Genomic DNA, 11,139 nt, shown 5'->3' with positions numbered 1-11,139 from the left:
GCGCTGGCCGAGGCGCTGGCGCAGGAATGGGGGGCGCAAGGCGAGTTCATCGACCCCGCCAGGATGCCGCTGACCCGCCTGGTCAACTCGGCCATCGACGGGGTGGCGGACCGGCGCGAGGCGGTGGTCGACGATCTCGCGGCCTATGCCGGCACCGACCTCGTCGTCTACCGGGCCGGCGACCCGGCTCGCCTCGTGGCGGCGCAAGCCGCTGCCTGGGATCCGGTGCTCGACTGGGCGCACGAATCCCTGGGCGCCCGGTTCATGCTGAGCGAGGGGGTGATGCACGTCGCCCAGCCCCAGGAATCGCTCGCCGCGATCCGCCGCGCGGTCGAGGCGGTGGAGAGCCCGACCGCGCTCGCGGGCCTTCACTCGATGACCACCCTGACCGGCTCGGTGCTGATCGCGCTCGCCGTGCTGCACGGCCGGCTGACGCCGCAAGAGGGCTGGGCGGCCGCCCATGTCGACGAGACGTTCCAGGCCGAGGTCTGGGGCCGGGACGAGGAGGCGCAGGCGCGTCTGGCGGGCCGGCGCACCGAGTTCGAGGCCGCGGCACGGGTCGCGGCCCTGAGCGCCTGACGGGGCCGGGGCAGGGCGTCCCGGCGGAGGCCCTCTCCCGCATCGCTTCCTTACTTGCGCAGAGAGCCGGTGGCGATCTCGGCGTTCGGATCGACCATCTGCGGCACCGACGGGCTGAAGGCCACGAGGCCGCTGGTGTCGATGCTGCGCACCTCCACCTCGGCCCCCGGCGCCATGCGGGGCAGGGCGGCGAAGAGCGGCATGCCGGCCGGCACGCTCTCGGCGAAGCCGGGCACGTCGAGGGCCGGGATGCCGGCCTGATCGAGGGTCGTGCCCTCGGCGCGGGCAGCGGCGGAGCCGACCATGACCAGGCCGGCCGCGATGACGGTCTTGAGGATCATCTCTGGGTCTCCGAGGTCGGGCAAGTCTTGCCGTGGCGTTCCTTGCCTTGGCGCCTCTTGCCGTGCCGCATCTTGGCAAGACAATGCGCGAACCCCGGCCGCGGTTCTCGGCGAAATGCTCAGCCGACGGCGCGCCAGGCCGGTTCCGGTGCCGCCGTCACCGCCGGCAGCTGGTGGAACAGGTGGAAGCCGCAGGTCTCGGCCCCGCGTTCGGCCACCTCGGCCGAGAAGCCGGGAGGCGCCTCCGAGGGCGAGCTGATGCTGCCGGCATAGGTCCAGGCCTCGCCGGTGACGAAGGCCGGCACCGGAAAGTCGTTCGGCACCGCGCAGACCAGGTCCGGCTCCGCGCGCCGACGAAACAGGTTGTAGGTCGGCCAGCGCCGAACCGTGCGCGGCCATGCGCGTGTGAACCCTGAGCTCACGCTGCTCGCAATCATGAGCGGTCTCCCCCCGGTTCCGATCCGCTGCTTCTTGGGGCCGATGCATATCCGGCGCGACCGGAACCGCTGATCACATTCGATAAGGTTTGCGACTTTTCTGAGCAATACTGCCGATACGGCATAGCCTAGATTGGATCGTGCGGCGGAAGGTGCAGCCACCTACCCCTTTAGGCCAAGCTCTTGGGCAGCATTTTAAAATTTTGAAGACGGGGCTCAGTTTTTTCAGTTTTCCTTGTCGCGATGCCGCCCGCATAGTCGCCCTCGACACGGCGACCCGGTGCGGTCGGCGGCGACGAGCCGCCACTGCTCCTCCGGTCACCGCGCCCGCACCGACAGCGTGCCGGCGGTGCGTACCCGAATTCACGAAACCGGACGGGGCAACGTCCGGCTTGTTCAGCCCGCAGGGGCGGAGGAGACACCATGGCTGGATCGAGACGTCCGGGACGCAACTTCCTCTTCGTTCCGGGTCCGACCAACATTCCGGAGCGGGTCCAGCGCGCGATGATCGTGCCGTCCGAGGACCACCGCTCCTCGGCCTTCCCCGAGCTGACGCTGCCGCTGTTCGAGGAGACCAAGAAGGTCTTCAAGTCCCGCGAGGGCCAGATCTTCCTCTTCCCGGCGACCGGCACCGGCGCCTGGGAGGCCGCCCTCACCAACACGCTCTCGCCCGGCGACCGGGTGCTGGCGCCGCGCTACGGCCAGTTCAGCACGTTGTGGATCGACCTCGCCCGCCGGGTCGGCCTCGACGTCGAGATCCAGGACGAGGAATGGGGCACCGGCGCGAATCCGGAGCGGATCGAGGAGGCCCTGCGGGCCGACCGCGAGCACCGGATCAAGGCGGTCCTGGTGGTCCACAACGAGACCACCACCGGCGTCACCTCCGATATCGGCGCGGTGCGCAAGGCGATCGACGCGGCGAACCACCCGGCGATGCTCTACGTCGACGGCGTGTCGGCGATCGGCAGCATCGACTTCCGGGCCGACGAATGGCGGGTCGACTGCGCCATCACCGGCTCGCAGAAGGGCCTGATGCTGCCGGCGGGCCTCGGCCTCGTCTGCGTCAGCAAGCGGGCGCTGGAGGCCGCCAAGACCGCCGAATGCCGGCGCGTCTATTTCGACTTCAACGACCAGGCCAAGGCCAACGCCACCGGCTACTTCCCCTACACGCCGGCCCTGCCGATGCTCTACGGCCTGCGCGAGGCGCTGGCTTGCGTCGAGGACGAGGGGCTTGAGAACGTCTTCGCCCGCCACCGCCGCCTCGCCGACGGCACCCGCGCGGCGGTGAAGGCCTGGGGCCTGACGCTCTGCGCCAAGGATCCGAAGTGGCATTCCGACACGGTGAGCGCCGTGATGGTGCCGGAGGGGATCAACGGCGCCGAGATCATCGACATCGCCTATCGCCGCTACAACCTCGCCCTCGGGGCCGGCCTGTCGCAGGTGGCGGGCAAGCTCTTCCGGATCGGCCATATCGGCGACCTCAACGAGCTGATGCTGCTCGGGGCGCTGGCCGGCGTCGAGATGGCGATGCAGGATGCCGGCATCCGCATCACGCCCGGCAGCGGCGTCGCCGCGGCGACGGAGCATTTTCGTAATACCCGCGAGGGGTAGGGAGGCGTGGGAATTCTCCTCTCCCCGCCCGCGGGGAGAGGAGAAGGGCGCTCTACCTCTTTGACCCGCTGCCGGGACCCGGCCCGGCATGCCATTCTGCCACGCCCCGCCCGCCCCGAGAGCGGGAGCCCCAAAAAACCCTCCGGAGACGCCCGAGTCATGTCCCACCGCATCGTCTTCCTCGACCGCGAGACCCTGGATGCGACCGTACGGCCCCCGAGCTTCGAGCACGAATACGTCGAGCACGCGGTGACGGCGCCCGACGAGATCGTGGAGCGGCTGAAGGGCGCCGACATCGCCATCATCAACAAGGTGCCGATGCGCGAGGAGACTCTGGCACAGCTGCCGGACCTGAAGCTGATCGCGGTCGCGGCGACCGGCACCGACGTCGTCGACAAGGCCTTCGCCAAGTCCCGCGGCATCACGGTCGTCAACATCCGCAACTACGCCTTCAACACCGTGCCGGAGCACGTGATCGGGCTGATCTTCGCCCTTCGCCGCGCGATCGTGCCCTACACCAACTCGGTCCGGCGCGGCGACTGGGCCAAGGCCCGGCACTTCTGCTACTTCGACTATCCGATCCGGGACGTCGCCGGCTCGACGCTGGGCATCGTCGGCTACGGGGCGCTGGGCAAGTCGATCGGCCAGCGCGCCGAGGCCCTCGGCATGCGGGTGCTCGCCTACGACGTGATGCCTCAAGCAGGCCTCGTCGACCTCGACACGATCATCCGCGAGAGCGACGTGATCACGCTCCACGCACCGCTGACGCCTGAGACCCGCAACATGATCGGGCGGGACGAGCTGGCGCGGATGAAGCGCGACGCGATCCTCATCAACACCGCCCGCGGCGGCCTCGTCGACGAGGCGGCCCTCGCCGAGGCTCTCCAAGCCGGCACGATCGGCGGCGCCGGCTTCGACGTGCTCACCAGCGAGCCGCCCCGGGACGACAACCCGCTGCTCGCCCTCGACCTGCCGAACCTCATCATCACCCCCCACGTCGCCTGGGCGAGCAAACAGGCCATGCAGATCCTGGCCGACCAGCTCGTCGACAACATCGAGGCCTTCGTGGCCGGCCGGCCGCAGAACGTGGTGGAGTAGGGCGAGAGGGAACGCTAACCCGCTCTCGCCAACCCGAAAGATGCCCCGCGCCGGCTTAAGACGCCCGCGGCGGAAAGGATCACGATGAAGAAGCTTCTGTTCCAGTTCGACACCGACCCGATGCCCAGCGTGTTCGACGTGGTGGTGGGCTACGACGGCGGCGCCGACATCATCACCGGCTACCCGAACGTGACCCCTGAGAATGTCGGAGCGCTGGTCGACGGCACGATCTACACCCGCGGCGGATCGGAGAAGAAATCGACCGCGATCTTCGTCGGCGGCGGCAGCATGGCGGCCGGCGAGGCGGTGTTCAAGGCGGTGCGCAAGCGCTTCTTCGGCCCGTTCCGGGTGTCGTGCATGCTCGACTCCAACGGCTCGAACACCACGGCGGCGGCAGGCGTGGCCCTCGTCGCCAAGGCGGCGGGCTCGCTCCAGGGCAAGCGCGCCCTGGTTCTCGCCGGCACCGGCCCGGTCGGCATGCGCTCGGCGGCCTTGCTGGCCAAGGAAGGCGCGACCGTGACGCTGGCCGGGCGCAACCTCGGGAAGGCGCAAGAGGCCGCGAAGACCATCGAGTCCCGCTTCAAGGTCGAGATCCGGGCGATCGAGACCGCCGACGCCGAATCCCGCGGCGCGGCTCTGGCCGAGGCCGAGGTGGCCTTCGCCGCCGGCGCCATCGGGCTCGAACTCGCCTCCGAGGCGCAGTGGAGCGGTGCGAAGGACCTCGCCTTCCTGGCCGATTACAACGCCCAGCCGCCCCTCGGCTTCGGCGGGATCGAGGCCACCGACAAGGGCAAGGAGCGCCACGGCAAGACCGTGTTCGGGGCCCTCGGCATCGGCGGCCTGAAGCTCAAGCTGCACCGGGCCTGCGTCGCCAAGCTGTTCGAGAGCAGCGAACTGGTCCTCGATGCGGAAGAGATCTACGCGCTCGCGAAAGAGATGGCGTGATGGCCAATCCTGAGGACACGATCCCGGGCTTCCTCGACGCGCTCGCCAGCGAGCGCCCGACCCCCGGCGGCGGCGGCGCGGCGGCGATCTCCGGCGCCATGGGGGCCGCCCTGGTCTCGATGGTCTGCAACCTCACCATCGGCAAGAAGAAATATGCCGAGGTCGAGGCCGAGATGATCGCGACCCGCGACCGCGCCGAAGCGCTCCGCGCGCAGCTCACCGGCATGATCGCCGAGGACGTGACGGCCTTCGACGCGGTGATGGGCGCCTACGGCCTGCCGAAGGCGACCGACGACGAGAAGGCGGCCCGCGCGGCCGCCATCCAGGACGCCTTGCGGCTCGCCACCGACGTGCCGCTCGCCTGCGCCAAGACGTGCCGGGCGGTGATCGACCTGTGCGAGGGGATCGCCGAGCGCGGCAACCTCAACGTGGTCAGCGATGCCGGCGTCGCCGTGCTGGCGGCCCAGGCCGGCCTGCGCAGCGCCGCCCTCAACGTCTACGTCAACGCCAAGGCGATCGAGGACCGGACCTTCGCCGAAGGCCGCCTCGCCGACCTCGCCCGGGCGCTGGACGGCGCCGACGCCCTGACCGAGCGGGTCTACGGGCTGGTGAAGTCGAAGCTGACCTGAAGGTCGGCACTGGCCCGGCGCAATAACCGGGCGATCGATCGAAGCAACGACCTGAGCTTTTCAGCCGGGCGCGAGGAACCCCCTCGCGCCCGGACCGGGGAAGCTTTGCTCAAACGACAGGAGGACGCCATGGACGTGCACGAGTACCAAGCCAAGGAACTGCTCGCGAGCTTCGGCGTGCCGATCCCGAAGGGCGCCGTGGCCTTCAGCCCCGACCAGGCGGTCTATGCCGCCACCGAGCTGGGCGGCGCCCATTGGGCGGTGAAGGCGCAGATCCATGCCGGCGCCCGCGGCAAGGCCGGCGGCATCCGCCTCTGCCGCACCACCCACGAGGTGCGCGACGCCGCGAACGACCTGCTCGGCCGCCGCCTCGTCACCCACCAGACCGGCCCCGAGGGCAAGCCGGTGCAGCGGGTCTACATCGAGACCGCCGACCCGTTCGAGCGCGAGCTCTATCTCGGCATCGTCCTCGACCGGAAGGTCGAGCGGGTGCGGGTCGTGGCCTCCAAGGCCGGCGGCATGGACATCGAGGAGATCGCCGCGACCGATCCGGAGGCGCTGCTGCAGGTCGTGGTCGAGCCGGCGGTCGGCCTCCAGCCCTTCGAGGCGCGCGAACTCGCCTTCCAGCTCGGCCTGACCATCAAGCAGGTCGGCGCCGCCGTGAAGACGATCATGAGCGCCTACCGCGCGTTCCGCGATTGCGACGCAGTCATGCTGGAGATCAACCCGCTGGTTGTGACCCGCGACGACCGGGTCCTGGCGCTCGACGCCAAGATGTCGTTCGACGACAACGCGCTGTTCCGGCGTCGCAACATCGCCGACATGCACGATCCGTCGCAGAGCGACCCGCGCGAGGCCCAGGCCGCCGAGCACAACCTGAACTACATTGGCCTCGACGGCGAGATCGGCTGCATCGTCAACGGCGCCGGCCTCGCCATGGCGACCATGGACATGATCAAGCATGCCGGCGGCGAGCCGGCGAACTTCCTCGATGTCGGCGGCGGCGCCTCGCCGCAGCGCGTGGCCACCGCCTTCCGCCTCGTCCTCTCGGACCCGAACGTGCGGGCGATCCTGGTCAACATCTTCGCCGGCATCAACCGCTGCGACTGGATCGCCGAGGGCGTCGTCCAGGCGGCGCGCGAGGTGAAGATCGGCGTGCCCCTCGTGGTCCGGCTGGCCGGCACCAACGTCGAGGCCGGCAAGGCGATCCTCGAGAAGAGCGGCCTCGACCTCATCACCGCCGACACCCTGACGGAGGCCGCCGAGAAGGCGGTGGCCGCCATCCGCACCAAGAACTGAGGAGGGACGCCCGATGAGCATCCTGATCAACGAGACCACCCGGATCCTGGTCCAGGGCATCACCGGGGACAAGGGCAGCTTCCACGCCCGCGAGATGATCGAGTACGGGTCGCGGGTCGTGGCCGGCGTCACCCCGGGCAAGGGCGGGCGCACCGAGCATGGCGTGCCGGTCTTCGACACCGTGCGCCAGGCGGTGCAGGAGACGGGCGCCGAGGCGAGCATCACCTTCGTGGCCCCGCCCTTCGCGGCCGACGCCATCATGGAGGCGGCAGATGCCGGCATCCGGCTGATCTGCTCGATCACCGACGGCATCCCGGCCCAGGACATGATGCGGGTGAAGCGCTACCTGCGGCGTTACCCCAGGGAGCGCCGGCCGATGGTGGTGGGGCCGAACTGCGCCGGCATCATCTCCCCCGGCAAGGCGATGCTCGGCATCATGCCCGGCCACATCTACCTCAAGGGCAATATCGGGGTGATCTCCCGCTCCGGCACCCTCGGCTACGAGGCCGCGGCGCAGATGAAGGCGGTGGGCCTGGGCATCTCGACCTCGGTCGGCATCGGCGGCGACCCGATCAACGGCTCGTCCTTCCTCGACCACCTCGCCCTGTTCGAGGAGGACCCGGACACCGACGCGGTGCTGATGATCGGCGAGATCGGCGGCCCGCAGGAGGCCGAGGCCGCGGCCTGGATCCAGGCCAACATGAAGAAGCCGGTGGTCGGCTTCGTTGCCGGCCTCACGGCGCCCAAGGGCCGCAAGATGGGGCATGCCGGCGCCATCATCTCGGCGGCCGGCGACAGCGCCGGCGAGAAGGCCGAGATCATGCGCTCCTTCGGTCTCACCGTGGCGCCGAGCCCGGGCGCCTTCGGGACGACCATGGCGCAGGTGATGGCCGGGCAGCGCAAGGCGGCGTGAGACCAGCTGTTCGGCTCGTGCGCATCTCCCCTCTCCCCGCCCGCGGGGAGAGGGCCTGGGGATCGGAACGATCCCACACGACCTTGCCGTCGGCGCGGCGAGGCGGCGCATCGATCCCGTAGGGATCGACCCGAGGGTGAGGGGGTCTCGACGAGTGAGACCCCTTCGGAAACACCCCCTCACCCTCGCCCTGCGGGCTCGCTGCGCTTCCTGAACGGAAGCACAGCCTTCTCCCCGCCCGCGGGGAGAGGAAGGCCGGCGCCATACTTTGGATACCCCCTCCCTCGATCCCCACGGGGAGCCCCCGATGATCCACACTCCCGTTCCCGACACCCCTTTCATCCCGCCGCTGATCTCCGGCACCGAGGACCGGGTCGCCCTCGACGTGCTGTTCCGCTCGCTGGTGGATGTCTGCCGGCGCCACCAGCCGGAGCTGGAAGCGGTCCTCCGCGGGCAGGCGGACATTGCCGGGCTGTCGCCGGAGCTGACCGCGCGGGCTTTGCAGGTCCAGGGCATCTGGTTCCAGCTGATCGCGATCGCCGAGCAGAACACCGCCATGCGCCGGCGCCGCCACGTCGAGCGCAATGCCGGACGCGACCGGCTGAAGAACTCGTTCAGCGCCGTCCTGGCCCGGGCCGCCGCGCAGGGCGTGCCGGCCGAGACCGTGCACGAGCTGCTGGCGTCGTTGCGCGTGCGCCCGACCCTGACGGCGCACCCGACCGAGGCCAAGCGGGTCACGGTGCTGGAGAAATTCCGCCGCATCTACCTGATCCTGAAGGAGCTGGAGATGCCGCGCTGGACCGAGCGCGAGCGCCACGCCCTGATGGACGACCTGCGCGACGAGATCGAGCTGGTCTGGATGACCGGCGAGCTGCACCTGGAGAAGCCGACCGTCGACCGCGAGGTGGCCTGGGGGCTGCACTTCTTCGACGAGACCCTGTTCGAGATGCTGCCGGACACCTTGAGCTCGCTCGAGGAAGCGTTGCAGGCGGCCTATCCGGGCACCCGCTTCGAAGTGCCGGCGTTCTTCCAATTCGGCTCGTGGATCGGCGGCGACCGGGACGGCAATCCCTTCGTCACCGCCGAGGTGACCCGGCGCACCCTGCGGCGCAACGCACTGGCGAGCCTGCGGCGCTATCGCGACGGCGTGGCCGGCCTCGCCCGCACCCTGTCGATCAGCGCCCGGTCCCTGCCGGTACCGGACGGCTTCGCGGGCGCGCTGGCCGGTGCCCTCGCGCTCCAGCCGGACGGGGAGCAGATCGCCCGGCGCAACCCGGGCGAGCCCTACCGCCAGTTCCTGACCTGCCTGAGCCGACGCCTCGATGCGACGGTGGCCGGGCTGGAGGAATCCGAATCCGCGCCCACGGGCCCGGCCTACGGCGACGCCGATACGCTGATCGCCGACCTGCGCATGCTGGAGGAGGGCCTGGCCTCGGCCGGCTGCCCGTCGCTGGCCGCCAACCGGGTGCGGCCGGTGCGCCGGATGGTCGAGATCTTCCGCTTCTCGACCGTGCGCCTCGACATCCGCGAGAACACCACTCGCACCACCCAGGCCCTCCAGGCCCTGTGGCGCCGGGCCCACGACGGCGACCCGCCGGATGTCGATGCCCCGGCCTGGACCGCCTGGCTCGAAGCCGAGCTGGCGCGCCCGCTCGACGGCCTGCCCGACCTCGCCGGCCTGCCCGAGGAGGTGCAGGAGACGCTGTCGACCTTCCGGCTGGTGGCGGAGATGCGCGGCAGCCTCGACCGCGAGGCCTTCGGCGCCTTCGTCCTGTCGATGACCCATTCGGTCCCCGACATCCTCGGAATCTACCTGCTGGCGAAGACCGCCGGCGTCTTCCTCGACGCGGCCGGAACCGAGATCTGCCCGCTGCCGATCGTGCCATTGTTCGAGACCATCGACGATTTGCGCGCCGCGCCCGCGATCATGCGGACACTGCTCAAGATCCCGGTCGTGCGCCGCTCCGCCCGCCAGCAGGGCGGGGTGCAGGAGGTGATGATCGGCTACTCGGATTCGAACAAGGATGGCGGCTTCGTCGCCTCGAACTGGGAGCTGGCCAAGGCGCAACGGCTGCTGACCCAGGTCGGCGAGCAGGCGGGGATCGGCATCGCGTTCTTCCACGGCCGCGGCGGCTCGGTCAGCCGCGGCGGCGCGCCGACCGCCCGGGCCATCGCCGCCCAGCCGCCGGGCTCGATCCGGGGCCGGTTCCGCACCACCGAGCAGGGCGAGGTCGTCTCGTTCAAGTATGCTAACCGCGGTACCGCCGCCTACCAGATGGAGCTGCTCGCCTCGGCGGTGCTGGCCCACGCCCTCGACGGCGCGGCCGGCGGGATCCCGGCGGCGAACCCGGAATTCGACGACGTGATGGAGGCCCTGTCCGGCGCCTCGCGGGCGGCCTACGTGCAGCTCCTGACGCATCCGGACCTCGTGACCTATTTCGGCGCCGCGAGCCCGCTCGACGAGATCGCGCTCCTCAATATCGGCTCGCGCCCGGCCCGCCGCTTCGGCGCAAGGAGCCTGGCCGACCTGCGGGCGATCCCCTGGGTCTTCGCCTGGAGCCAGAACCGGCACGGCATCACCGGCTGGTACGGCGTCGGCAGCGGGCTCAAGAGCCTCCTCGACGTGCGCGGGGAGGGCGGCCGGGCGCTGCTGCGGCGGATGTTCGAGCAATCGCCGCTGTTCCGCCTGATCATGGACGAGGTGGAGAAGACCCTGCTGACCGTCGATCTCGCCATCGCCCGCGACTTCGCCGGGCTCTGCCCGGACGAGGGCGCGCGCGAGGCGGTCTTCGCGATGATCGAGGCCGAGTACCGGCTGACCTGCGCCATGGCGCTGGAGGTGAGCGGCGCCTCGAGCCTCGCCGAACGGTTCCCGCTCTATCGCGGCCGGCTCACCGAACGGCTGCCGGTGCTCAACCAGGTCAGCCGCGAGCAGGTCGACCTGCTGCGCCGCTTCCGGGCCGAGACCGACGAGGCGAAGCGGGAGACGCTGAAATCGGCGCTGCTGCTGTCGATCAACTGCGTCGCCACCGGGTTCGGGGCGACGGGGTGAAGATGTCCTGCCCAGTTGCCGGATGAGGCGCCATCCATCTCTCCTCGCGGGCCGCAGGTCCGTCCGGAGAAAGGAATGGCGCGGGCCTCTCCCTCCCCCCTCTGCGGGGGAGGGTGCCCCACGGCGAGTGCGAATCACTCGTGCTGGGGCGGGAGAGGGGACGCCGCCTCCGGACAAGACTGAACCGTTCTGACAGGCGCCATCCTTGGCATCGGCGCGCTGCCCCTCTCCCGGC

Annotated in this window: 10 protein-coding genes; 8 read left to right on the top strand and 2 right to left on the bottom strand. The window is 70.4% G+C overall.

Features of this window, described 5'->3' with window-relative positions; translation table 11 throughout:
• Positions 1-579 (top strand): ATP12 family chaperone protein (locus tag VQ03_RS26650; protein WP_048453944.1); only part of this gene is annotated, 579 nt, incomplete at its 5' end.
• Positions 580-629: 50 nt separating this feature from the next.
• Here the strand turns inward: VQ03_RS26650 and VQ03_RS26645 are convergent.
• Both VQ03_RS26645 and VQ03_RS26640 read right to left on the bottom strand, forming a co-directional pair.
• Complete coding sequence (locus VQ03_RS26645) at positions 630-920, bottom strand: hypothetical protein (protein WP_048453943.1); 291 nt, start codon at positions 918-920, stop codon at positions 630-632.
• A 119-nt stretch (positions 921-1,039) separates the two neighbouring features.
• Positions 1,040-1,357: a hypothetical protein gene (locus VQ03_RS26640; RefSeq protein ID WP_245292202.1), complete on the bottom strand. Its 318-nt coding sequence runs from the start codon at positions 1,355-1,357 to the stop codon at positions 1,040-1,042.
• A gap of 423 nt (positions 1,358-1,780) precedes the next feature.
• On the opposite strand from VQ03_RS26640, the gene VQ03_RS26635 reads away from it, so the two are divergent.
• The 7 genes from VQ03_RS26635 (at position 1,781) to VQ03_RS26605 (ending at position 10,904) form a co-directional block, all read left to right on the top strand.
• The gene (locus tag VQ03_RS26635; protein WP_048453942.1) at positions 1,781-2,968 is read left to right on the top strand and encodes an aminotransferase class V-fold PLP-dependent enzyme; all 1,188 of its coding nucleotides are present in this window, start codon (positions 1,781-1,783) and stop codon (positions 2,966-2,968) included.
• A 159-nt stretch (positions 2,969-3,127) separates the two neighbouring features.
• Entirely contained in the window at positions 3,128-4,066 is a 939-nt protein-coding gene (locus VQ03_RS26630) for a D-2-hydroxyacid dehydrogenase (RefSeq protein ID WP_048453941.1), read from the top strand.
• Between the two features lie 84 nt (positions 4,067-4,150).
• The gene (locus VQ03_RS26625; protein ID WP_048453940.1) at positions 4,151-5,011 is read left to right on the top strand and encodes an NADP-dependent methylenetetrahydromethanopterin/methylenetetrahydrofolate dehydrogenase; all 861 of its coding nucleotides are present in this window, start codon (positions 4,151-4,153) and stop codon (positions 5,009-5,011) included.
• Positions 5,011-5,640, top strand: a complete 630-nt coding sequence (fchA, locus tag VQ03_RS26620) for a methenyltetrahydrofolate cyclohydrolase (protein WP_048453939.1) — start codon at positions 5,011-5,013, stop codon at positions 5,638-5,640. The genes VQ03_RS26625 and fchA overlap by 1 nt, the downstream gene beginning before the upstream one ends.
• 129 nt (positions 5,641-5,769) lie before the next feature.
• Positions 5,770-6,939 carry a malate--CoA ligase subunit beta gene (locus VQ03_RS26615; RefSeq protein WP_048453938.1) on the top strand — a complete coding sequence of 390 codons (1,170 nt, stop codon included), beginning with the start codon at positions 5,770-5,772 and terminating at the stop codon, positions 6,937-6,939.
• A 13-nt stretch (positions 6,940-6,952) separates the two neighbouring features.
• Positions 6,953-7,852, top strand: coding sequence for a succinate--CoA ligase subunit alpha (sucD, locus tag VQ03_RS26610; protein ID WP_048453937.1), 900 nt, complete (start codon positions 6,953-6,955; stop codon positions 7,850-7,852).
• A 307-nt stretch (positions 7,853-8,159) separates the two neighbouring features.
• Complete coding sequence (locus VQ03_RS26605) at positions 8,160-10,904, top strand: phosphoenolpyruvate carboxylase (RefSeq protein ID WP_048453936.1); 2,745 nt, start codon at positions 8,160-8,162, stop codon at positions 10,902-10,904.
• The last annotated feature ends 235 nt before the right edge of the window (positions 10,905-11,139 follow it).

Origin of the sequence: Methylobacterium tarhaniae (assembly GCF_001043955.1) — a bacterium.
Lineage (GTDB): Bacteria > Pseudomonadota > Alphaproteobacteria > Rhizobiales > Beijerinckiaceae > Methylobacterium > Methylobacterium tarhaniae.
This window is presented reverse-complemented; position numbering and strand designations above follow the sequence as displayed.

Bases quoted from the DNA above. Each gene is read 5' to 3' on its own strand.
- VQ03_RS26635 (WP_048453942.1), top strand. From the start codon at position 1,781: ATGGCTGGATCGAGACGTCCGGGACGCAACTTCCTCTTCGTTCCGGGT.
- fchA (WP_048453939.1), top strand. From the start codon at position 5,011: ATGGCCAATCCTGAGGACACGATCCCGGGCTTCCTCGACGCGCTCGCC.
- VQ03_RS26625 (WP_048453940.1), top strand. From the start codon at position 4,151: ATGAAGAAGCTTCTGTTCCAGTTCGACACCGACCCGATGCCCAGCGTG.
- VQ03_RS26605 (WP_048453936.1), top strand. From the start codon at position 8,160: ATGATCCACACTCCCGTTCCCGACACCCCTTTCATCCCGCCGCTGATC.
- sucD (WP_048453937.1), top strand. From the start codon at position 6,953: ATGAGCATCCTGATCAACGAGACCACCCGGATCCTGGTCCAGGGCATC.
- VQ03_RS26615 (WP_048453938.1), top strand. From the start codon at position 5,770: ATGGACGTGCACGAGTACCAAGCCAAGGAACTGCTCGCGAGCTTCGGC.
- VQ03_RS26630 (WP_048453941.1), top strand. From the start codon at position 3,128: ATGTCCCACCGCATCGTCTTCCTCGACCGCGAGACCCTGGATGCGACC.
- VQ03_RS26640 (WP_245292202.1), bottom strand. From the start codon at position 1,357: ATGATTGCGAGCAGCGTGAGCTCAGGGTTCACACGCGCATGGCCGCGC.
- VQ03_RS26645 (WP_048453943.1), bottom strand. From the start codon at position 920: ATGATCCTCAAGACCGTCATCGCGGCCGGCCTGGTCATGGTCGGCTCC.